The sequence below is a fragment of the Saccharomonospora sp. NB11 genome, from assembly GCF_015910535.1.
Classification (GTDB): Bacteria; Actinomycetota; Actinomycetes; order Mycobacteriales; family Pseudonocardiaceae; genus Saccharomonospora.
This window is the reverse complement of record NZ_JACBJG010000008.1, coordinates 13,979-36,406: the sequence shown is the minus strand read 5'-3', so window position 1 is coordinate 36,406 and position 22,428 is coordinate 13,979. Positions and strand designations below refer to the sequence as shown.

The window sequence follows — 22,428 nt, the reverse complement described above, 5'->3', positions numbered from 1 at the left end:
TTCGCCTCCCGGTCGGCAGGCGGTGCGATTGCGGCTACGCGTGCACGGTGAAGCGGCGACACGCGTGCGTTCCGCCGTCCGGGGCGTTGAGGACGACGCCGTGCCGGTGCGCGCGCCCGAACCGCGCCTGGTCGGCGCTGGTGAGAGCGTGGTCGAGGACCGGTTCGTCGTCGAGGAAACAGCGCACCAGCGGGCCGCGCACGTCGACGCGGTAGCGGTGCCACACGTTCGCGGCGGTGTCGCCGTAGACGCCGGCGAGTTTGGTGACGGTGCCGCCCTGCCGCTTGTACAGGCGCAGCACGGTCCCACCCGACTCGGCCGTGAACCACAGATAGTTCTGCGCATCGACGGCGCGAACCACGACGCCGGTGCCGGACATGCCGGTCCAGCGCAGGTCCGCGCTGACGGTGACCTCGGCCGACCCGGTGGGCAGAACGGCCACGTCGGGATTGCCGTCGGCGGCGGTGGAGACCAGCACTCCGTCGCGGACGGTCGCGGAGCCGCGCAGGTCGCGCCAGCCCGGTGGCGGGCCGTCGGGCCGGTCGAACACCTCCGCGGCCAGAGTGGTGTCGTAGTCGGTGAGCACGGCGAGGGTGCCGGTGGGCACCCAGCCCAGCGGCGTCTGCCCGCCCGTGGAGAGGTAGGTCAGCCGCAACTCGGACTCCACCCCGTTGGGGTCCTCTGTGGACAGCGGGCAGAACAGCTCACCGTCGACGACGAGCGGATGGGCGTAGGTCATCATGCCGCCAGGCGCCGCCCGATGCACGATCCTCGGCGCGGACAGCACATCGCCGCGCAGCGACCGCATCGTCGCGTGTCCGTGCTCGCCGCGGTAGACGATGACCAGCCGGTCGCCGTCCCAGCACGCCGACGGCCGACCGGTGCCGGTGAACAGGCGCACGGGTGTGCCCCACGTCGTGCCGCCGTCACGCGACTGGACACCGCCCACGCCGTCCGCCCCGCCCCACCGGAAGGTCACGGTCAGCTCGTCTCCGCGCCGTGCCGCCCACGGCTCCTGGTAGGAGCGCGCGGTGCCCCGCACGAGGCGCTGCGACGTCCAGGTCCGCCCGTCGACGCTGGTGGCCGCCCACACGCTGTCGAACGTCTCGCCGGAGTGGCGGCCGTAGTACACCGCCAGCAGTCGTCCGTCCGGGAGCTGGACGAGCGGCGCGCAGAGAGCCGCCTGATGCAGGTCCGGGTCGATCCGGTACTCGGGTCCCCACGTCGCGCCGTGATCGTCGCTGCGGCGCACGAACGCCCCGGCGGCCCGGGACTCGCGCCTGCCCTTGAAGTACGTCAGCCACACGGTGCCGCCGATGTTCGCGACACACGGGTCACGCAGATCGTCCGGGTCGGCGAGCCCGTCGATCTGCGTCCAGGTCACACCGAGGTCGTCGCTGACAGCGGCCTCGATCACGCCGTCGCGGGCGAGGTAGTGATCGCTGCCGCGACGCCACACCAGCAACAGCCGCCCGTCGTCGAGCCGCGTCACGGACGGAAACGCCAGGTGGCCGCGAGGCAGGACCAGCGGCAGGGTGGGCAGGACAGGTCGGTAGCTCACGGGACTCCTCCTCGCCACGGCGGCGGTCGTTCCTTGGTCCGGGCCGTGTCACACCCCATCCTTGAACGTGGCCGTCGTCGACCCGTCCATCGACGACACCACAACCATTTTCGGTCCCTCGTTGTCGTCCACCAAGAAGGCATAGCGAACTTCCACGCGCGTACCTGGCGCGAGCCGACCCGCGCTCAGGCCACCGTCCCAGTCCTGCGCCGAGTCAAAGGCCGCCTTCACCTTCGTGTCACCGACGTAGCCGGACACGTCGAGGACGGCAATCGGGAACGGGCGGTCCAACGTGTTCTCGTACTCGATCGTCACACCCCACGCCGGTGCGTTCTGTTTCGGCTGCGCTGTCGCGCTCGTGGTGAATTCTTCGGGTTCGCTGACCGTAGTGCGGATCGCGCCCTCATAGCTCTCACCGAATCCGAGCACGTCGTCGGCGCTGTCTTTCTCGACCTCGGCCGTGTCCCTCCCGCTTGTCGCCCGACCATCGGCGGCGTCCGCTTGGTCCTCGGCAGCCGTGCTACAACTCGCTACAAGCACAGCCGTTGCCAGCACCGCCGCCACGATCTCCACGTACCCGACATACTGTCCGCCCTCTCACTCAACGAGGCTCAGCTGACACGCCCCCTGGCCACGGTGGCGGTTGGCGGCGTAGCGACCCACCTGCCGAGCGCTCAACTCAGTCGACCAAGTGATCTTACAGACAGTGTTCGTTCTATAACTGCGTGCGCATCAGATCGTTGGGCCACACGTACTTCGAACGCCGAAGGCGGGCACCCACGCTGGCCGGGTGCCCGCCACACGACGCTCGATGCACGGGAACATGCGATGCGGTCCTGACAAGGATTCCCTACCGAGCGCGCGTCGGGAGGCCTTGTCGAGTCGTCACTGCCCTTCGCAGAGGGCGGCGTCGACGACGTCGGCTTCCGACGGGTCGCTCGGCTGGATGAGACCGACGGTGTTGGCCAGGACCGAGGCGAAGCGACCGTCCTCGGTCACCATCGTGCGCGACGCATGTCCGGTCGCCAGTCGGCCATTGTGCCCCCAGGCGACCCCGCCACAGGACAGCTCCTGTGCGAACAAGCCCAACCCGTAGATGGAGTTCGGCGTACCACGCATGTCGTCGAGCGCCGCCTCGGAGATCACGTCACCGTCGAGAAGCGCGCGGTAGAAGGTCGCCAGATCCTCGAAGGTGGACGCCATCGCGCCGGCCGAACTCCACGCCGACAGCTCGATCCGGGTCGTCCAGTCGAGCCAGACGTATACCCCTCCCACCTTGAAACCTTGGTAACCGTTCACGTACGGCGCCGGGAGTTCCCGATCGCCGGGCTCGGGGAACGACGTGCCGGTCAGGCCGAGCGGTTCGATGATCCGCTCGGTGATCGCGTCGCCGACGTCCTGGCCGGTGAGGTCCTCGATCAGCATGCCCAGGACGAGATAGCCGATGTTGGAGTAGTTGAGCGCTTCGCCGGGCGCGGACTGCGGGGCGTCGTCCATCGCCGAGGCCACCAAGGCGGCCAACTCGTACGTGCCGTCCGGGTTCGCGGCCGCGCCCGCGACCTCGCGCGGGAGTCCCGAGGTGTGGTTGAGCAACTGCCGCACCGTGATGACGGTGCCGTCGAAGTTCCCGGTGACCACGCCGGGCAGGTACTGCTCGATCGGCGCGTCGAGGTCGACCCTGCCCTCGTCGAAGAGCTGGAGCACCACGGCCGCCGTGAACGTCTTGGTCTGACTGGCGATCCGGAAGTGATCGGTCGACGTGATCGGCCGATCCTCGAAGACCGTGGCGGTCCCGCTGGAGAGGGTCCAGCTCTCGGTGCTGTCCCCCGCGTGGACGGCGGCGCCCGGGCCCGTGTTGGCGTGGTAGGCGTCGAGAACGGCCTGCGTTTCCGCGTGGTCGTCGGCCGGTATGGCCCACGCGGGTGTGCTGCCGACGGTGGCGACGAGCGCAGCGCCCCCGAGGAGCCCGAGCAGTCGCCGGCCTGTGGTGGTCCTCATTCGTTTGTCTCCCCAGTCGTGACGGTCGTTTCCGATAGCGGACTGTTTGTGTGGCCGCCGCCGCGTTCCGTTTCACGGCACCAGTCCGCGGTGACACCCATACTCAGCGCCACCCGGGACCACGGGAAGGCCACGGAGCGGCCACTTGTGGCCGGTGGTGTTGACCAGGAACGATGCCGGGCGGGTGGTCTGGGGCGCTTCCTGTGGCGGCGTGGGCTTCCCGTGCAGAACCGGACTTCTCACAGCTCCGTCCGCTGATCGAGCGCGGCCTCGTAGAAGGCGTCCGCGAGCGCCATGATGACGGCGCTGATGCCGGGGCCGTCGCTCGACCAGACCGCTGAGGGCAGATGCCCCTGCTCTCAGATCGGGGAGGGCCTCGGAAAAGAGGCTGCACGACAAGTCAACCCGCACCATGACCGAGGTGCGGGTTGACTTGCAGGGACGGTTCAGATGTCGAACTCGCCGTTCTTCGCGCCGGCGATGAACGCCTTCCACTCACTGTCGGTGTAGGCGACGGTCCCGGCCTCGGGCCGCTTGGAGTTACGGACTTCCACCCCGTCCGGCGTGCGACGGAACTCCACACAGTCAGTCTGCCCGCCACTGAACGACGATTTGCGCCAGGCGCCGTCGTGCTTGCGCTGTCCGCTCACGGTTGCGTCTCCTTCTGTTCGAGGGCATCGGCGATGAGCTGCATGGATTCGGCGGGGCTCATCGCCGACCGGCACAGGGTATCGACCGCGTCCCGGTAACCGGCCACCGTCTTTTCAGACCGCTGAGAGCAAAGGCTCCCCGGTCTCACGGTCGGGGATGGCCTCGGAAAAAGCGGCTGCGCGACAAGCCAACCCGCACCATGACCGAGGTGCGGGCCAGCGTGCAAAGACGGCTTCAGATATCGAACTCGCCGTTCTTCGCGCCAGCGATGAACGCCTTCCACTCGCTGTCGGTGTAGGCGACAGTCCCAGCGTCAGGCCGCTTCGAGTTACGGACCTCCACCCCGTCTGGCGTGCGGCGGAACTCCACACAGTTCGTCTGTTCGCCACTGAACGACGATTTACGCCATTCGCCGAACGCCTCGTGTACCGCCATTGTGTCGTCTCCATTTTTTCGATGACATCCGCGATGAGCTCGATCGAATCGTCCGGGCTCATCGCCACCTGATCAAGGTCCGTTCGCGCTCCCATGTGCGCCTCCACGTCTGCCCGATCCCGTAGAAAAGCTGTCGTCGACAGGTGTTCCAGGTGAACGATCGGCTCAGCTTTAGCGAATTCGATCAGCATGAACGCACCCATGTGCGCCCGTGTAAGCCCAACCGCGTCGGGGATGATACGGACACACACGTTCGGAAGATCAGCCAGCGTGTAGATCAGCCGTAGCTGATCTGCCATGACTTCACTACCTATGCGTTGGTGCAGCACAGACTCAAGGATCATCGCCGTGTACTGAACGGGGTTCCGCCTGCGGGTGAGGACATCGCGCCGCCCGACACGCACGGCTGTCCGGGTCTCAACGTCCGCTGCACGACCGAGCACGATGCGCGCGTAGTCGCTGGTCTGCATCAAGCCCGGCACCAACAGGGGTGAAACGTCCGTGATCGCGGTTGCCGAACGTTCGAATTCGATCAACGTAGTTAGCGCGTCGGCCTGACCACGCTCACCCGCCGACACCTCATTGACAGGTTCGTCTGCGGCCTCGCGGGCGAGCTGCGTTAGGCGATCACGGTCAACTGCGGAGAGGCCCAACACATCGGCAAACTTCACGAGATGGGCCGCGTCGGGAACACGGATGCCGCGCTCCCAGCGAACAACCATGCTGTGCGAGACACCCACTCGGCGCGCAAGTTCGCGTTGCACCAGGCGGGCGGCTTCCCGGTGAGCACGGATCTCACCGCCAAGCACGTACGCCAACGCATCCGGGTTGATTCCGCTCATGAATCAAACGATAGAGCACGATCGAGACACACGACGTTCAGCCGTTCGGAGTATTGCCACATGATTCACGAATCAGCCATCTTGATTCATGAATCAAGACTGTTGTCTCGATCCTACTGAGACGGAGGCTCCCATGCAGCGATATCTGTGGCAGCAGGCCGACGGACGGCGGCACGCTTACGACACCGACGCCGAGCGACCTGCGGTCGGGCAGCCGCTCACCACCTTGTGCGGGGCGACCGTGACGCCCCGGACTCAGGACATGGCGCCGGGAATGTGGTTCGACCAGACCTGCTGGCGCTGTGACCGCGAGTGGCGGGTACGCGAGGGTTTCCCGCCGGAGGAGATCCCGGCCCTCGCCGCTGAAACGGAGGGCGCGCAGTGATCGAGTCGGACCGGCGTCTGTTGGCGCGGTTGCGTCGGGTGAACGGCGGCCTCGGGGAAGTCGCGCTCGCGCTCATGGCCGGCCAGAACGGCGGTGAACTCCCCGCACGGGATTTGCGTGAGGTGGGCGAGGCGTTGTGCGCGCTCGGCACCGACATGCTCGCCCGCGCCGACGAGATCAACCCGCAACCCGCGCTCACGGGAGGCCGCGAAACTCCCCACGCCCTCCTCACCCGCAGCCAATGGCACACCCTCGCCGACACTCTCGCCGACATGTGTCGCGCCATGGACGGCAGACGGGAGGACCTCCACGACCGCGCCGCCGGAATCCTCGAAGCCGCCCGCCCCGCCGAATGGGCGCCGGTTGTCGAGGACGGCCCCGCCCGCGAGCTGTGGTGCCACGCCTACGAAGTCATCGGAGCCCTTGCCCACCTCGCGGACGCCGCACCCCACGACACCCGCCACTTCCACGCCGTCGGCCGCCACGTCGCCGAACTCGCCCACCACCTACTCACCCACCAGGACACCGTCGATGTATGACGCGCCCACCGCCGTACTCCACCCCGAGTGCGACGACCCGCCCACCACACAGTTCTGGGCGCTGGACAGCCACGAACCCACCACCGAAACCATCCCCGCCGTGATAGATGCCCAGCCGACCACCGGCCTCCACTTCGGACACCTACCGGCATGGCCGACCGTCGATCCCGACGAGACCACCGCCGAGGCACGCCACGCGCTGCGCCGCGCCCACTCCACCGACCTACCCACACTCCAACGCCTGCTACACGGACTACAGCAGCTCGTGCCATAGCTCTCCGGCCCGATCCTCGGGGGTGGCAGCTCACATGGTGGTTTGCCAATTCACGGCTGCCGGTTGCTCGCCTTCTGTGGTCAGGTACTCGACCACGGCTGCTTCCACTGTTGAGAATGGGATTTCCGCGTTGGCCGGGAACTCAGTGTCGGCCGAGACGTAGTAGTAGATCACTGGAGAGGGGTTGGAGGGGGTCGGATTCTCGCTGTAAACGCCGTTGGGTGGGGTGCCCTCCCCGGAGTAGTGCAATACGCCCTTCTCCGTCGATTCCGACAGAGAGTTCGGACTTCCACGGGTCATCGGCCACGACCACAGTGAGGAGCACGGGACGGCCGGCCGGGTAGGCGTCCCTGACGGCGCGGAGCGACGTACGAACCTCGTCGGGCGTGTTCACGGTGACGGGGTTGTCGGCGTGTTCGACCAGGTAGTGAACGTTCAGTCCTTGCGCCACGGCGGCCTTCTTCCTCCGGTCTTGGCGAAGCGGCGAGTGCCATGCCGCAAACGCTGACTCGACGTTCCGGCACGGACGACCGCGATCCCGGTAACAGAAACACGGTGTTCAGGGAAACGGATGTGCGTTTCGAGTCACGGTTCCGTCGAGTGGGATGGCTGCGGCGAGAGCAGTGACATCGGAAGGCGTTGCCCGCCTGCATCACGGTGATGCACCGTCCGGCCTGTCTGTGCTCCCTGTCGGTGCCCGCGGGCCGGCCCGCCAGGTCGTCTTCGCGCTGACAACCTGCACCTGTCCGCCCTTGTGAAGCACTTCGTGCCAGCAGTTCACACGTCGAGTGCCCCCAGCGTGGCAAGCCAGAACCCGATCCATCGAGGGTTCCGTACACAGTGCAGCAGCCGCTGTTCACACGCCTTTACGGTAAGAAGTCACGCGGACTACGACTTGTCAGCAATATATCGTTTCGATACTCCTACAAGTGCCTATCCAGCCGCTGCAAGCCACTTCCACATCAGGCCTTCCTGGATTTTTGCACACACAAACCGGGGCACGCGAGTTTCATCCTCAGCAAAGTTTACAACAAAGGAAAGCACCGGATGCGACACCGATTTCGACAAGACCCTATGCCCTTCAAGCCGGGCGAGGCTTTGCGACCCGAAAACTCGTAGAGAAGTTTGACGAGGTCTACCGTTTCTATGCCCTTCAAATCGGGCGAGGCTTTGCGACACCCGGGCTGCTGCACCTGCACCAGGTGCGAAGGACGTTTCTATGCCCTTCAAATCGGGCGAGGCTTTGCGACGAGCTCCAGGGATTCCTACAAGGGGAAATGCGCGAGGAGGTGTTTCTATGCCCTTCAAACCGGGCGAGGCTTTGCGACAGGACGGAGTGAGCTTGACTCCGGCTGAGCTCGAGCGTTTCTATGCCCTTCAAACCGGGCGAGGCTTTGCGACGGATGGGGGGTCCGGCGCGGGTGTTGACCTGCGGTGATGGTAGCGGGTTGCGAGGACCGCTCCAACGGTGGTTGGCGGATCGCACTCCACCACCCCGTACTCACTGTTCTCATCGGGCTTGACCTGCGCAGACGCTTTTGCGAGGACCGACGCGAATCCCGGCCTCCACGGGGCAGCCTGTACCACCTCATCGGACGATCCAGTAGTCGGCTCGTTCTTCGACGGTGCGAGCTCCGATGATGTAGCGCTCTTCGAAGCTTCGTGCGGTGGTGGGATACAGGCGTACCTGGTCTTCCAGGGGGTCGATGCATTCTCTGAGCGCGGCGCGCAGGGCACGGAGTTCGTCGCGGTCGCGCACCTCGCATTCGAACACTGACAGTTGCACCCGGGGCCCGTATCCCGACAGCAGCATCGCGACGTCCTCGCGACGCCGGTCGTCGACGATGTCGTAGGCCACGACCACGATCACTGTTTCCTCATTTCCATCGCAGCGCCCGGTACGGCTCGTCCGGGTCGAGCAGCGATTTGGCGAGTGCTTTCGCCTGTAGGGACAGCGCCACCCGGTAGGAGACCCGGCGTCCTGTGCCGTGGTGGGAAATCAGGGTGAGCATGCGTTTTTCGTAGGCGGCGAGGAAGGTGTGCTTGGCGTCGTCGCCCATGCGGCATCCGGTGTCGGGCTCGGTGGTGAACTGGTCGGGCCGCACCTGCCGCGTGCTGATACAGCGCCACACGGCGACGTCCACGGTCATCGGCCGGAACTCCTCCATGAGGTCTAGCGCGAGCGCGGGCCGTCCCCAGCGGTGCCGGTGCAGGAAACCGACCATCGGGTCGAGTCCGGCGGCTTCCGCTGCGGCGATCGCCTCGTGACACAGCAGCGTGTAGCCGTAGGAGAGCATGGCGTTGACCGGATCGGTCGGTGGCCTGCGACGTCGCCCGTGGAAGTCCCACTCCGGATCGAGCAGTCGCCGCAGCCCCTGCATGTATTCCCGCGTGGAGCTGCCTTCCCACCCCAGCACCGCGTCGAGGTCTGCGGCATCGCTCAACCGTTGTCCTGCTTCGCGCAGCCGTTCCGCGGCCGCGGAAGCGTCGCCGTCTTCGCGGCGTCGGGCGGCACGCAGCAGCGACACCCGCATGTTGTCGATCTTGCCGTCGACGAAGGCGGCGGCAAGGCGACGAGTCCGTGTCGCATCGTCAGCGGCCCGGTACTGGGCGCGGCGCACTGTCGGGTCGGAGGTCGTCGGTGGTGTGAGCCTGCTGCCGAGGGTGCCCTGCTCGGTGAGCAGCACGACCTCGATGCCACGTTGTGCTGCCCGGTGCAGGAACGTGGTGGTGAGTCCGACACGCCCGAAGCACACCACCTGCCGTACCCGCCGCAGATTCAGCCGCAACAACGATTCGTCGCCGTCCACGACGATCAGGCGGTCTCCTCGCACGCGGACGAGGCTGCCCTGGCGGTCCACGTAGACAACGGTCTCGGTGGGGTGGGACAGCATCTCCGAGGCCGCCAGCGTGGAAGCGGTGAGAGTCTCACCGAGGAACCGAACCCCGTCCTCGAACGAGGCAACGTGGCATTTACCAGTGTTGAGCTCCAGCCGGAGGTCTTCCAACCGGGTGCTCGCCGCCCGCAGCGCCTGTTCCCCTTCCGACCGGCTGGTGACCGGGATGGCGAAGTCGTCGCCGTAGCGGATCACCCGCCAGCCTTCCTCCAGCATCGCTCGATCGAACACATCCAAATACAGGTTGCTCAGCAGCGGGGAGAGCACGCTGCCTTGGTGGAGCCCGCGCCCGCGGTCGTCTGGATTTGTCCGGCCGCCTCGGACTCGGCGGTCCAGCAGCATGCCCACCAGGTGGATCACCCGCTGGTCGTCGACCACTTCCCGTAGACGGCGCAGCACTTCCCACTGAGGAATGCGCTCGAAGCAGTCCTTGATGTCGGCACGAGCTACCCATGTCGCGCCGGTATCGCGGACTTCGGTCAACGCCGCCACCGCATCGCGCGGCCCGAGGCCCCGCCGGTAGGCGAAGCTCCACGGCAACAGCAACGGGTCGATCTCGGGATCCAGTACCGCCAGCAAGGCGCGCTCCACGATCCGATCCGCCAGGACGGGTACTCCCAGCCGCCGCACCCCACCCGACGGTTTCGGGATCTCCACCCGCCGCACGGGCGAGGGCCGCCACGTGCCTTCCCGCAATTCGGCCGCTAACTTACTGATCAGCCGGGCGGCGTCCGCCTCGAACCGCTCCACCTCGAAATCCGGACGCCCATCCTCCAACGCCGAATCCCGGACCTGATCCCACGCATCCAATAACGCCTGCTGCGTGAAAGCCCGAGAATACAACACCCCCATGGCACCCCCAGATACGCGTCAGATGTCGTCCCGTCTATTCAACTGTGAAGCTATGCCCTTCAGATCGGGCGAGGCTTTGCGACGCATATCGTCAACCTGACTCCGCATGATGTGAACGTTTCTATGCCCTTCAGATCGGGCGAGGCTTTGCGACCTGCTGAGACGTATCTTCGTCTTCCCGAATAAAAGGTTTCTATGCCCTTCAGGTCGGGCGAGGCTTTGCGACGAAACCCACTGACTGACACAGCAGGATTCTACCGTTTCTATGCCCTTCAGGTCGGGCGAGGCTTTGCGACGCCAAGGAGCTGAAGAGTTTCTATGCCCTTCAGGTCGGGCGAGGCTTTGCGACTTCACTCAAGAGGTTATCTCCTCCGAATCATGAACATGAGTTTCTATGCCCTTCAGGTCGGGCGAGGCTTTGCGACTCTAACAGACTGTATAAAGAGCTCCAGGGATTCCTAGTTTCTATGCCCTTCAGGTCGGGCGAGGCTTTGCGACCGCCGTGATCGCGCTGTTCATGCACATGTCGTGGAACGTTTCTATGCCCTTCAGGTCGGGCGAGGCTTTGCGACAACGAGCAGAAAGTGGATTGCCTACCGGAAAACATGTTTCTATGCCCTTCAGGTCGGGCGAGGCTTTGCGACTGGTCGGGTTTGGCACCCCTTGTGACCTGCGGAAATGGTAGCCGGTCGCGAGGACCGGGACAAGCAAGATCCACATGCCGTCCGGCGGCAGCCTTCCCTCCGCCTTCCACAGGGCGTTGACCTGCGGCGATGCCGGTTGCGAGGACCGGCGGGTTTTCCGGCGATTCGTCGTTGATCTGTACCGGCCTCTGACTGGGCGGTTGCGACGTCCTGCAACTGCCGGAGATCACGCGGAGAGCTCTTCCAGTTGGATGCTGCCGAAGCCGTGAGTGGTTTGGGCCCCGACACCGGCCAGGGCGGCGAAGCGCAGGAGCGCGGCGAACACCATGCGGGCGGCGTGGTCGGCGGACTTGGTCAGTCCGAGCCTCACGGAGCCGAGGAAGCCCGTCTGGTGCATGGTCGCCGATACCGGGGTGCGTACCGTCTCGCCTTCCATGTCGTGCAGGAACACCGTGCCGGTCACCGCTCGGATTTGCTTGTCGGCGATGGTGAACATTTCGGGCGCATGGGCGTTCCATCGCTGGGCGGCGCTGCGCACGATGAGCACCGGATCCGGCAGTGGGTGGTCGCGACCGCTGCGAGAGAAATACAGCGGGCTCGTCATGCGCAGTTGCGCGTGACGAGCAGGTTCCGAGCGGGCGAGTTCGGCGTAGCTGGTCTGCTCCACGCGCACGTCCAACACCGGACACGGAGTGTCGCCGAACCGGACCAGTCGCGGAAGAGGTGGCGGGTCGTGGTCGGTGAGCCAGCCGAGCCGCCAACGGGTGTGGCCGCCGACGTCGTACAGCGGGCCGACCGCGAACGGCTTGTGCTGCCGGCGATGATCATCGCGGGTGGTTTCCAGCAACGCGCACGCCGCGCCGTGCAGCCTCGCCGGGTAGATCCGTGGCCGTCCGGCGAGGTCAAGAGTCAGTCGGACCGTCGCCGGCACCGGCGGCCTCCGTGTCATGCCCGTTCCCCGCGGCCTTCCCGCTGGGCGGAAGCGCCGTGAGCGGTTCGGTCGGTGGTGTGGTCGGCTGCGATTCCCGCACCCGCATGGGGACGTACGCCTTGGTGTTGGGGTCGTGAGCCATCAGATGGGTGCTGTGGAAGAACGGGCACTTCTTCATCTGGGAAAGCTGCCAACCGATCGCCAACGCGGTGGTCTTGGGCACCATGGCGATCACGACCAGCTCCCGGGAACCGGCCTGGGCTTTGATCTCCCTTAGTTTCTCGGCGGCGTCCGCGCCGAGAGAAGCAAGATCGTCCCGGTCGAACCGGGGCTGATAACCGTCATGTCCGGGGAGTTTGTCGCCGTAGGTGACGACGTGCACCGTGCTCACTCCGAACTGGGCAAACGTGTTGACGTCGCAAAACCGCGCGCTCTCCGTCAGCGCCAGCCACACCCCCACCCGGTCGCCCTTCGGCTCCGGCACCGGGTGCAATTCGCTCTTCAGCTTTCCCGTGCCGGGCGAGTTCAGCTCGAACCCGATGTCACCCGATCCCTGCCCCAGCTCCAGTAGTCGCAGGTTGTCTCCTTGCGGCAGGTGGGCGCCCACGGCCAGCGACATCGGCCACAGCAGGTTCGGCGCGACGGTGTAGCCGGTGTCGTCGCGGTCGGTGTTGACGCTCTCCTCCAGCGCCCGGCCGACCTCGTGGCACGGTTCCACCACGTCCACCACACCGCCCCGCCGGCGGCTGGCCAGGTCGATCCACCGCGTCACCGTGCGCAGGGACATGTGCTCGGCCTGGGCCGCGCGCAACGGCTCCGTGTGCCGGTTGGCCATTCCCTCGTTGAGGATCTGCACGTAGAACAGGGTTCCCCGCGTATCGTGCACGACCGTCCTCCACGCCAGCGCCACCAGTAGCACCACGAGCATTCCCAGCAGGAGCGCCGCCCGCAACGGCACGATCTCCGGCTCGCCCTCACCTGCCTTGGGAATGGCGTCCTCCACGACGAGCGCGAGCGCGGCGGTGAGCACAGCCGCGGAGACGACGATCAGCGTGTTCGACAGCACGACGGGAAGCTGCCCCCGCCGCGGGACGACCTGGCGCACGGTTCTCACCGAAACCCCCTCACAGTCGGTGCGCTTTCGGTAACCTACCGCATCGCACCGGAAAGCGGATTCGACAGAGCGACGCGGACAGCAGGGGGCAGGGGCATGGCTGAAAAGTTCGTCAATCCCTACACCTTCGTTCCCTTTCCCGATGCTCCACCGACCCGCGCTCGCCCCCACGGACACTCCGGTCGATCGGACTTGCTGTCCGGCACACTGAAAGTGACCGTCCATACTGAAACCGGGGTTTTGATTCGCGGTTTCGGGAGCGAGAAGACGCCCGACGTGCCGCGGCGGGCCGATGGCACTCCGTTCATTCCCGGGTCGTCGTTGAAAGGGGCGCTGCGGTCCCTGCACGAAACGATCACCGGCAGTTGCCTGCGGGTGTTCGACAGCGATTTCGTGCCCGGCTACCGGGATTCGGTCACCGCCAAGACCGTCCAAGGGCTGCGGATGGCGATCGTGGCCGAACACGTCAGCGAAGACGCTCCGCCGACACTGCTGCTGTGTCCGGACGAGGACGATCCGCCGAAACTGCCCCACGATCTACTCGTCCGGGCAGCGGGCGGCGGTCCCCCGCTGAGATCCGGCGAACGGCTGACCGTGACGTTCACCAGGGGAAGGCCCGACGAGGCGTACCGCGACGACGACGGCGAGTGGGTGGTGTTCATCAGCGACGCCAAGGTCCGCAACGCCGCCAAAAGAGACAAGCGCAACTACAAGGCACAGTTGCGCCGCTACCCGGTCGGCGCGGTCCCGCGGACCGTTCCCGACGAGGTGTGGCAGGACTTCCTGCACGCCGTCGACGGCGCCGACGATCTACGCACCGCACAGCTGAAGAAACGCGACCCCGATGACGTCTTCGCGGACGTCACGTTCCAGGGCAGGGTCATCGGCCGACGCCACTACGCCAGCCGTCGCCTGCACGAAGGCCAGCCGGTCTGGGTTCGGCTCGACTCCGACGGCGAGATCGAGTCGCTGCGACTGTCCATGATCTGGCGTCATCCGGGCAGCATCTCCGCGGGCGAACGCGTCGATCCGGGATTCCACGCCTGCCGAGAGTGGGAGCGCCTGTGTCCGAGCTGTCAGGTGTTCGGCTCGGCCGACACCGAAGGCAAGGACACCCCCGAAGCCCGGCAGAACTCCTACCGAGGGCATGTGCGGTTCTCCGACGCGGTGCTCGTCAAACGCGCCAAGTCGAAGAAAAAGAAGGGCGGCGCGGGCAAGGACAGCGCGATCGCGACCCTCAAGCTCGCGCCCATGGGCGCTCCCCGACCGGGATCAGGACAGTTCTACCTGGTGAACGACGAGCGTGTCCGGGGAAACGCGGGTGATCCGCCGCTGCGGGGATGGGGCTCGGCCGCCGACCTGCCGCAGCCCCGGCCGCTGCGCGGGCGCAAACACTACTGGCACACCGAACTGGGAAGCTCCCTGCAGACCTACCGCGCCAAAGCACGCCCTCACCACAGCAGTGAGCTGACCACCGACGTCGCCTTCCTCCGGAAGGGCAACACGTTCAGCGCCACGCTCGTCTTCAGCGACCTGGACGAGATTCAACTCGGTGGGCTGTTGGCGACGCTGCAACCGTCGACCCTGTTGGGCGAAGAGAAGGTGTGGCAGCACATCGGCGGAGGAAAGCCGTTCGGGTTCGGCGCCTGCACCCTCAGCGTCGATCTCACGAGCAGCGACGTGTGGCGCACCGGGACCCGTTACGGCGTTTCCTGCCCGTCCGCCAAGCTCGACATGGAGGCGCTGATCGGCCAGTTCCGGGAATGGATGGAGCAGCACTGCCCCGAGGTGGTCGAGACCTGGCCGCTGCTCGCCAAGGCACTCAAGCCCGACGCCGTCAAAGCCGACAAGGTCTGGTATCCGCCGGGTGACTCGTCGTCCTCTCCCGCGCAGGCTTCCGAGGCCTTCGACACGGGGTTCGCGTTCTGGAAGCAGACGTCGGGCACCGAGTATCAGAAGAAGAACGGCAAACGCCGCGGGAACCCGCTCCTAGCGCTGCCCGATCTCGCGGACGACAACCAGGAGCTCCCGATCATCGACGAGGCCGACCCGTGCGAGCTGCCCAACCAGCAACGACTTCCCGGCAAGCCGCGGGGAGGCAGGCGGTGACGCTCTTCCTCGACGTGGCCGTGGTGCAGATCCAGTCCTGGCTGGCCAGAACCCCGCACCTGCGCGGCCGACGCGGTGCCTCGCGCATGATCCGAGAGGCCACCATGGCCGAGGCCGTGGACACGATGTTGACCAAAATCACCGACAAGGCGCGACGCAACACCGCCTACGGCGACATCGACGGCGTCATCGCGCTGGAACTCCTTTGCGACGACGCCGTGGACGACGTCGAGCACCACGTGGTGCGCTACCTCCGCGAGGCGTTGCCCGCGGCCCCGCTGCGCTCCACCCGGTGGGAGGGGCAGGACTCGCTGGACGCGCATGCCGCCGACGAACCGCTCGTCACCCGCGACTGGCCCGCGCCGGTGTCGGAGTGGCCCGCGAGCAAACCCTGCGACTGGTGCCGCTCCTGGCCTGCCGGCCGCGAAGCCATGGTCGGAGCGGGAGACGACCGGAAACAAGTGCAGTTGTGTGAGGACTGCGCAAAGCGCCACAGCTGCGCCGGCTTCACCAGCAGCAAGACCGCGGCATTGACACCCGGTGTCGAACGCGACCTGCTGAAGCGTTGGAAAGCCCAGCACGGCCGCGACATCACACTGCCGGACAAGTTCCCGGATCTGGCCCTCCTGGGCAAGGAGAACGACAACACACACCTGGCCACCGTCTACGCCGACGGCAACGCGGTCGGCAAGCTCAACAAGGAACTTCGCGACCTGCGGCGTGACGGCATCGGCACGACCTTCGACCTGCCTTCGGCGATCGAGAACGCCACCTGGTCGGCGCTGCTGGCCGCGATCGAGGGGATGTCGGCCGACACCGACGAGACGATGCCGGTCATCGCGCATCTCGTGGGCGGAGACGACGTGCTCGTGAGCATCCCCGCGCACGAAGCATGGTCGTTCGCGCGCACACTCCAAACCACGTTTCAGGACGCCCTGGCCGCAGAACTCGCCGACGCGGGACTGGTCGAACTGCCGGTGCCCACGGTGTCAGCGGCCATCGTGTTTCACCACCGTTCCAGCCCGCTGTCCGCTGCCGTGGACCTGGCGGGAGAGCTGCTCTCCCACGCCAAGGAACAGCATCGCGGCAAGCGGGCGTCGCTGGCGTGGCAGGACATCACACACGACGGACCTCACCCACTCCATCACCAGGTGCCCGACCAACGCCAAGCCCCCGCACTGGACATGCTGGTCGACGCCTGGGCGGATCTTGATTCGCTGGCCGAACTCGGCGCCTCAGCGCGCGCCAACCTCGCCCTGTTGGCAAGCGACAACGATCTGGAACGTCTGGAATCCCATGCGGAGCGCCTCGGGTTGTGGGGCCTGGTGCAGCGGTTCCTCGAAGGCCCCATCCTTCTCAAGGACGCACTCGGCATGGTGCGGTGGTGGAGGACCGTATGACCGAGATGTCCACACTCGAATTCGAGGTGCGCTTCCACACGCCGTTCCGGGTCTCCACCGGGCACGCTCGCCCCGGTTTGGACGCCGGAGTCGATGCCCACCGGCCACTGCCCAGCAGCAGCCTCAAAGGCGTCATGCGCGCCACCGCACTGCGGCTGCTCGAACCCCACACCAGAGTGGTCCATGAGGTGTTCGGTTCGTCCAGCATCGAATGCCCGTGGCTGTGGCACGACGCCGTCCCCGACAACGGATGGCACCAGACGCGCCCCGCGGCCCGGGTAGCAGTCGATTCACACACCCACGCCGCGAAACCCGACATGCTCGCCGTCACCGAGCAGATCGGCGCCGAGACGGCGCGTTTCACGATCGCGCAGCGACATCCGCTGGACAAGGCGACGCTGCAAACCCACCGCCTCGTGCTCGCCGTGGCGGGCCAAGCCACCCGCTCGCTCGGCGCCGACCGCCGACGCGGACTGGGCTGGGTCACCATCACCTGCACCACCGAGGAACTGGACCAAGCGGCTGTCGAACGCTTCCTGGCACTGAGGTCGGCATGAGCGAGTACGCGCGTATCACGGTCACTCTCACCCAACCGGTCGCCGCGGGCCGTAACGCCCGCGCCGACTTCCGGCAGGAGACCCACAACCACGTTCCCGGATCGGTGCTGCGCGGAGCGTTGGCCGCCGCGTGGATTCGCCGACGCGGCCGGGAGGTCACGCAACTCCCCGAGTTCCTGGAGACGTTCGAGGGAGCGGGCAGCTTCGGGCCCCTGCACTCCGAGGCCAGTCTTCCGGTGCCGCTGTCGGTGAAACGCCACAAGTACGCCGCGTCGGAAAACTGTCGCAGCGAATGGGACGCCGCCTACGACGAGCACGCCACGACGTGTGACGAATGCGAGGACCCGCTGGTCTTCAGCAAGGGCCAAGCCCGCGGTCGTGTGCCGCTCGAAACCCGCACCACGACGGCTCTGACCGCGGAAGGAGTCGCCCGCGACGGCCACCTGTTCACCCAGAGCATGCTGAAGGAACAAGCGCGTCTGAGCGGGTGGTTGCACGGCCCGGCGACACGTGCCCTGTTCTGCGGCGACGAGCCGATCCACACGCTGTCGTTCGGTTCGCGACGGAGCCTGCGAGGAAGTGTCACCCTCGCCGTCGACACCACGGCCGAGCCCGATCCGGTCGAGTGCGTGGGCCAGGACGTCATCCTGCGGCTGGCCGCCCCTGCCGCGTTCTGTGACGACTTCGGGTTCCCCGCGGACCAACCCGACCTGCGTGAGCTGTCCGACGTCCTCGGGGTGGAGGCTCTCGAGGTCGTCGGTGCCTGGACCCGATGGGACGAAGTAGGAGGCTGGCACGCCGCCAGCGGGCTGCCCAAACCCGTCGAACGCGCGGTGGCCGCCGGCTCCACCTATCGCATCCGCTGCGCGGAAGCACCGAGCCCGGAGGCACGGCGAACACTCGCCGCCCGCGGCATCGGACTCCGGCGCCGCGAAGGGTTCGGCGCCCTGTATGTTGCCCCGCCGCGACCGGAGGCTCACACATGATCAGCATGGTGATCACCGTCAAACTGCGCATGGACACACCCGGCGGAGTCACCGCACCGGAAGCCCTTCCCGATGTGGACAACGTGCTGCCGCTCCGCAGAGACACCACGGGGCGTCCCCATCTCCCCGGCACCACGGTCGCGGGCAGCCTGCGCGCGCACTGCGCCACCTATGATGAGCTGTTGCCGGAGAAAACGCTGTTCGGCATCGCCAACGACGTCGAACGCATCCCATCGAGCATCCAGGTGTTGGGCACCCGGTATCTCGGCGACACGAACGGCACCGTGCGACACCGCACCGCCATCGACCGGGAACGCGGCGCGCCGGCCAACACCATGCTGCACGGAGTCACCGTTCTCCCGGCGGGCACGGAGTTCGACATCGTGTTGAGCTGGGACAACCCCGATCAACGCGAAGAGCCGTTCCTCCGAGCTCTTCAGGAGTGGCGGCCCCGCCTCGGGCGCGGGGCCAGCCACGACGCGGGCCGCTGTTCCGTCGTCGGCCTCGGCCACCGCAAGTACGACCTGACCACGGTCCACGGCCTGCACACCTGGCTGCACCTGCGGTTCCCCGACGACTACCCCGCGCCGGAACCGCTCGCGGAACCGCAGCGCCCACTCGAACCCGACTACGACGTCACGTTCGAGATCATCGACGGCCTGCACATCAGCGCGGGAAAACCCACCGCCGACAGCACCTCCGACCGCCCGATCATCAACGAGGTTCTCCGGAGTGACGGCCGACTCGTCGTCCCCGGCTCCACACTGAAGGGCAATCTGCGGTCGCGAGCCGAGTACGTGTGCCGCGTCGTCGGTGCCGGAGCCTGTGCCGACCGCCGGTGCGGTGAGTGCCACCCGTGTCGCCTCTTCGGCTTCAGTGGGGAAAGCCGGAACGCGCGTCGCGCCAAGATCGCCGTCTCCGACAGTGTCATCGACAACGCCACGACCGATCTGCGCACACACGTGGCCATCGACCGCTTCACCGGCGGCGCCCGCGAGCAACTTCTCTTCACGGACGAAGTGGTCACCGCGGGCCGATTCCGACTGCGCGTCTACGCACTCGAACCACTCGACGACGTCGACCGCCTGCTCATCGACACCGTGCTCACCGACCTGCACGACGGGCTCGTCGGTATCGGAGGCCGCACGACAGCGGGCCTCGGCACCGTGAGAATCACGTCCGAGTGGACCCGCCCGGACCTGACCACACTGGCCGACCGCCTCACCGGGGAGATTGCCGCATGACCCACACCTGGACCCTGTACGGCAGCGGCCGCCACGAACATGCCGATTGGGCGCTGCTGCACGAACACACGCGGGACTGGCCCGCGGCCTGGACCGACACCGGCGGCTTCCACCTCGAACCGATGCCCGCCACTCCCCCGGCCACCACTCACCTGTGGGCGTTCACCAGGCACCGGTGGCTGCGGGTCCGTCTCGACGTGCCGTACTGGTGGGCGGCGGTCCTCACCCTCGACGTCGAGTTCCCGCTTCCCTGGACCCGCAACGACAAGAAAATAGAGCCGACCGTCGCCTGGATTCGCCACTGGGAACCCAACGACGACCGAGTCAAGCAGTACAGGGGAACGGCGAACGTCCTCGGCCGCCGCGAGCACGTACGCCTGCTGCCGCACCTGCCACTGTGCGCGCCGTTCGTCGGACACAAGGACGACCTGCCGTCGGAGTTGTTGCCGGACCCCGTGGTCACCCCCATGCCCGACGACGAAGTAGAGGACGCGGCGACGGGAGGCTGACACAGCATGGCGACGTCATCGCTGCGCTACGCCCGATCGCGCGCCGACGGGGATCACGCTCGCAGCGCTGCTCTGGACGGCAGGGAGGCAAGGCATCGGTGATTGAGGCTCCGCTAGGGCACGATGACAACGGCGATGCAACGCGCTCCCTGAGGGTCAGCCGGGACATCACCGAGGGAACTCACCATGGGAAGACTGACCTTGTCTCCTTCCGGAGAGAACGGATGACCACGCCCTACCGACCCTGTGTCAGACTGAATGAAAATCGCTCGTTGGCCGAGTAAACGCCCAGGTCAACAAGTGTCGGCCCCGCGCACGCGGGGATGGTCCCGGTGGTGGCGGAGGTCTCGTCTCCCTGGGCGCGTCGGCCCCGCGCACGCGGGGATGGTCCGGCGACCGGCAAGGACGGCTTCGCGCGCCTCGGGTCGGCCCCGCGCACGCGGGGATGGTCCCTCGCGGGCGGCAGCGTCGACCGCTTCCTCGCCGTCGGCCCCGCGCACGCGGGGATGGTCCAGTTCCAACGCGAGCAGTTCAGTGTGCGGGTCGGTCGGCCCCGCGCACGCGGGGATGGTCCCGTGGTGCGTTCGTGCCTGCGCGGTGACGATGCGTCGGCCCCGCGCACGCGGGGATGGTCCTCGGGGTCGGTGGCGTCGACGAACAGGGTGACGGTCGGCCCCGCGCACGCGGGGATGGTCCGTCAACCGGCGAGATCGCGGCAGGGCGCGCGCCGTCGGCCCCGCGCACGCGGGGATGGTCCGACGTACTCATTGCGGCCGGTGTCAAGGGCGTGGTCGGCCCCGCGCACGCGGGGATGGTCCGTACTCGAACGCGGAGTTCATCCAGTCCGAGTCGTCGGCCCCGCGCACGCGGGGATGGTCCGGTGCCCCTGTGGTCTGCCGACATGTGGAGTCAGTCGGCCCCGCACACGCGGGGATGTTTTATGAAGTTGTGACTGTTCGCCGGACGCGGTGAATGTCGGCCCGCCGCCTCCCCACCTGCCATGCCCGCCTCCACTGGGAGGCCCAGAATCAGCCCGTCGACAAAGCCTGCAACCGCCGTCCCACAACTGCGCGCGACAACCACGGACGCACACCTGGCCCCCGAGCCGGTTGTGCGACCGATCACACGATGTCCGCTACTCTCTGAGTCACTCTCTTCGCGGAGCCGAAGACCCCGGGCAAACCCCGGCTCTTGCGAAGGGAACGCGACTCCGCGAAGGGTGTGGGTGCGATGACGCCGCAGCCGGACGCCGACTTCCCGATCGGTCGGCGGATTCAGCGATACCGCGAACGCGTTGGCATGTCCCGTCCGGTGCTGGCGGGGCTTGTCGGCCGCTCTGCTGAGTGGGTCAAGGCGGTCGAGACTGGACGGTTGCAGGTGCCGAAGCTGCCGATGCTGCTCAAGCTCGCCCAGGCTCTCGGTCTTGAGGACCTCGCTGATCTCACGGGAAATGGCCACGCCGTGTCGGTCGAACGTTTCGCAGGCTCCCGGCATGCCGCATTGTCGGCCGTGCAGAGCGCATTGACTCAGTACCGCATGGCCCCTGCCGGTGATCCGCCGAGCGTGCCCCACCTCGCGCACCGGCTCGACCAGGCGTGGCAGGTCCGGCACAGTTCGCCGGACCACCGGACACAGCTCGGCATCCTCCTACCCGACCTGATTCGTGATGCGCAGGCCGCTGTCCGCTTGCTCCGCGGCGTCGAGCGCAGGAACGCCCGCTGTGTGCTGTCCGGCGTGTATCAGCTCGCCGACTTCTATGTGGCGTACCAGCCCGCGCCCGAACTGGTGTGGATGGTCGCGGACCGGGCCGTGACCGAAGGGCAGGAAGCGGACGACCCATACGTCGCAGCAGGGGGCGCATGGGCGATGGTGCAAGCACTGCGCGACGCGGGTCGGTGGGACGAAGCGCTCACTCTCGCTCACGATGCCATCCGGCAACTCCTGCCGCACCTCGACTCGGCGCCCGCCGACTGGCGGGGCATGGTCGGCGCGTTGGAGGCCGAGATCGCCTACGTCCATGCGCGCCGAGGACGACATGGCGAGGCGTGGGCCCACTGGGAAGCCGCTGATCAGATCGCGCGCATCCTCGGCCCCGAGTATCGGCATGTCCAGTCCAGTTTCTCGTGCTCGGTGATGAGCGCCCACGCGGTCACGCTCGGCGTCGAACTCCGACGACCAGCCGAAGCACTCCGCGCGGCCGACGCCCTCGACCCGACCACGATCGCATCCGTGCCACGGCGAAGCCGTCATCTGATCGAGGTGGCGCGCGCCTATCAGCAACGCGACGAGCGGCACGCGGTGTGGGCGCTGCTCGCCGCTGCCGAACGGACAGCGACAGAAACCATCCGCTACAACGGATTCGCCCGCGAGATGCTTGTCGACCTTCGCCGTCGCCCGCCCACCGGGCACGGCGACGACGTCCGGGCGTTGTGTGAGCGCGTCGGGATACCTGCCTAGCCCGAACGAGTGAGGGTACGAACTGTACCGCTGACCGGTTTCT

The 22,428-nt window shown here is 67.0% G+C and carries 21 protein-coding genes, 1 pseudogene and 2 CRISPR repeat arrays; of the genes and pseudogenes, 10 read left to right on the top strand and 12 right to left on the bottom strand.

Features of this window, described 5'->3' with window-relative positions:
• Positions 1–34: 34 nt before the first annotated feature.
• The 6 genes and pseudogenes from JAV51_RS13580 to JAV51_RS13555 all read right to left on the bottom strand — a co-directional run.
• A complete protein-coding gene (locus JAV51_RS13580; RefSeq protein WP_197321076.1) occupies positions 35–1,561 on the bottom strand; it encodes an exo-alpha-sialidase in 1,527 nt (508 codons plus the stop codon).
• A 48-nt stretch (positions 1,562–1,609) separates the two neighbouring features.
• Complete coding sequence (locus JAV51_RS13575; RefSeq protein WP_197321075.1) at positions 1,610–2,134, bottom strand: hypothetical protein; 525 nt, start codon at positions 2,132–2,134, stop codon at positions 1,610–1,612.
• A 312-nt stretch (positions 2,135–2,446) separates the two neighbouring features.
• Positions 2,447–3,559 carry a serine hydrolase gene (locus JAV51_RS13570; protein ID WP_197321074.1) on the bottom strand — a complete coding sequence of 371 codons (1,113 nt, stop codon included), beginning with the start codon at positions 3,557–3,559 and terminating at the stop codon, positions 2,447–2,449.
• A gap of 446 nt (positions 3,560–4,005) precedes the next feature.
• Positions 4,006–4,209 carry a DUF397 domain-containing protein gene (locus tag JAV51_RS13565; RefSeq protein ID WP_197321073.1) on the bottom strand — a complete coding sequence of 68 codons (204 nt, stop codon included), beginning with the start codon at positions 4,207–4,209 and terminating at the stop codon, positions 4,006–4,008.
• Between the two features lie 235 nt (positions 4,210–4,444).
• A complete protein-coding gene (locus JAV51_RS13560) occupies positions 4,445–4,645 on the bottom strand; it encodes a DUF397 domain-containing protein (protein ID WP_197321277.1) in 201 nt (66 codons plus the stop codon).
• Positions 4,646–4,686: 41 nt separating this feature from the next.
• Positions 4,687–5,487, bottom strand: a pseudogene (locus JAV51_RS13555) (helix-turn-helix domain-containing protein); the annotation flags it as partial.
• A 133-nt stretch (positions 5,488–5,620) separates the two neighbouring features.
• Here JAV51_RS13555 and JAV51_RS13550 point away from each other — a divergent pair.
• The 3 genes from JAV51_RS13550 to JAV51_RS13535 are packed head-to-tail and all read left to right on the top strand — an operon-like array spanning position 5,621 to position 6,685.
• On the top strand, positions 5,621–5,872 hold the full coding sequence (locus JAV51_RS13550; protein WP_197321072.1) for a zinc finger protein: 252 nt from the start codon (positions 5,621–5,623) through the stop codon (positions 5,870–5,872).
• Positions 5,869–6,411, top strand: coding sequence for a hypothetical protein (locus JAV51_RS20285; RefSeq protein WP_231642190.1), 543 nt, complete (start codon positions 5,869–5,871; stop codon positions 6,409–6,411). Before JAV51_RS13550 ends, JAV51_RS20285 begins: the two co-directional genes overlap by 4 nt.
• The gene (locus JAV51_RS13535; RefSeq protein ID WP_197321071.1) at positions 6,404–6,685 is read left to right on the top strand and encodes a hypothetical protein; all 282 of its coding nucleotides are present in this window, start codon (positions 6,404–6,406) and stop codon (positions 6,683–6,685) included. The genes JAV51_RS20285 and JAV51_RS13535 overlap by 8 nt, the downstream gene beginning before the upstream one ends.
• Before the next feature lie 30 nt (positions 6,686–6,715).
• On the opposite strand, the gene JAV51_RS20280 is transcribed toward JAV51_RS13535, so the two are convergent.
• The 6 genes from JAV51_RS20280 to JAV51_RS13505 form a co-directional block, all read right to left on the bottom strand.
• Complete coding sequence (locus JAV51_RS20280; protein ID WP_374059043.1) at positions 6,716–6,934, bottom strand: Imm1 family immunity protein; 219 nt, start codon at positions 6,932–6,934, stop codon at positions 6,716–6,718.
• Complete coding sequence (locus tag JAV51_RS20550; protein ID WP_197321069.1) at positions 6,828–7,136, bottom strand: Imm1 family immunity protein; 309 nt, start codon at positions 7,134–7,136, stop codon at positions 6,828–6,830. Before JAV51_RS20550 ends, JAV51_RS20280 begins: the two co-directional genes overlap by 107 nt.
• Positions 7,137–8,273: 1,137 nt before the next feature.
• Positions 8,274–8,543: a CRISPR-associated endonuclease Cas2 gene (cas2, locus tag JAV51_RS13520; protein ID WP_197321068.1), complete on the bottom strand. Its 270-nt coding sequence runs from the start codon at positions 8,541–8,543 to the stop codon at positions 8,274–8,276.
• A gap of 19 nt (positions 8,544–8,562) precedes the next feature.
• Positions 8,563–10,359: a CRISPR-associated endonuclease Cas1 gene (cas1, locus tag JAV51_RS13515; protein ID WP_197321067.1), complete on the bottom strand. Its 1,797-nt coding sequence runs from the start codon at positions 10,357–10,359 to the stop codon at positions 8,563–8,565.
• Between the two features lie 120 nt (positions 10,360–10,479).
• A CRISPR array of direct repeats spans positions 10,480–11,078; the repeat unit is 30 nt; unit sequence CTATGCCCTTCAGGTCGGGCGAGGCTTTGC.
• A 226-nt stretch (positions 11,079–11,304) separates the two neighbouring features.
• Positions 11,305–11,925, bottom strand: coding sequence for a CRISPR system precrRNA processing endoribonuclease RAMP protein Cas6 (gene cas6 / locus JAV51_RS13510; RefSeq protein WP_197321066.1), 621 nt, complete (start codon positions 11,923–11,925; stop codon positions 11,305–11,307).
• 55 nt (positions 11,926–11,980) lie between these two features.
• Positions 11,981–13,114 carry a hypothetical protein gene (locus JAV51_RS13505; protein ID WP_231642189.1) on the bottom strand — a complete coding sequence of 378 codons (1,134 nt, stop codon included), beginning with the start codon at positions 13,112–13,114 and terminating at the stop codon, positions 11,981–11,983.
• Positions 13,115–13,219: 105 nt separating this feature from the next.
• On the opposite strand from JAV51_RS13505, the gene JAV51_RS13500 reads away from it, so the two are divergent.
• From JAV51_RS13500 to JAV51_RS13470, 7 genes are all read left to right on the top strand, one after another.
• The gene (locus JAV51_RS13500; protein ID WP_197321064.1) at positions 13,220–15,232 is read left to right on the top strand and encodes a TIGR03986 family CRISPR-associated RAMP protein; all 2,013 of its coding nucleotides are present in this window, start codon (positions 13,220–13,222) and stop codon (positions 15,230–15,232) included.
• The gene (locus JAV51_RS13495) at positions 15,229–16,632 is read left to right on the top strand and encodes a hypothetical protein (RefSeq protein ID WP_197321063.1); all 1,404 of its coding nucleotides are present in this window, start codon (positions 15,229–15,231) and stop codon (positions 16,630–16,632) included. Before JAV51_RS13500 ends, JAV51_RS13495 begins: the two co-directional genes overlap by 4 nt.
• A complete protein-coding gene (locus JAV51_RS13490) occupies positions 16,629–17,189 on the top strand; it encodes an RAMP superfamily CRISPR-associated protein (protein ID WP_197321062.1) in 561 nt (186 codons plus the stop codon). The genes JAV51_RS13495 and JAV51_RS13490 overlap by 4 nt, the downstream gene beginning before the upstream one ends.
• Entirely contained in the window at positions 17,186–18,175 is a 990-nt protein-coding gene (locus JAV51_RS13485; protein ID WP_197321061.1) for a type III-B CRISPR module-associated Cmr3 family protein, read from the top strand. The genes JAV51_RS13490 and JAV51_RS13485 overlap by 4 nt, the downstream gene beginning before the upstream one ends.
• Complete coding sequence (locus tag JAV51_RS13480) at positions 18,172–19,419, top strand: RAMP superfamily CRISPR-associated protein (RefSeq protein WP_197321060.1); 1,248 nt, start codon at positions 18,172–18,174, stop codon at positions 19,417–19,419. Before JAV51_RS13485 ends, JAV51_RS13480 begins: the two co-directional genes overlap by 4 nt.
• Entirely contained in the window at positions 19,416–19,928 is a 513-nt protein-coding gene (locus JAV51_RS13475) for a hypothetical protein (RefSeq protein ID WP_197321059.1), read from the top strand. The genes JAV51_RS13480 and JAV51_RS13475 overlap by 4 nt, the downstream gene beginning before the upstream one ends.
• A gap of 302 nt (positions 19,929–20,230) precedes the next feature.
• A CRISPR array of direct repeats spans positions 20,231–20,868; the repeat unit is 28 nt; unit sequence GTCGGCCCCGCGCACGCGGGGATGGTCC.
• Positions 20,869–21,158: 290 nt separating this feature from the next.
• Positions 21,159–22,385, top strand: a complete 1,227-nt coding sequence (locus JAV51_RS13470; protein WP_197321058.1) for a helix-turn-helix transcriptional regulator — start codon at positions 21,159–21,161, stop codon at positions 22,383–22,385.
• Positions 22,386–22,428 lie beyond the last annotated feature (43 nt).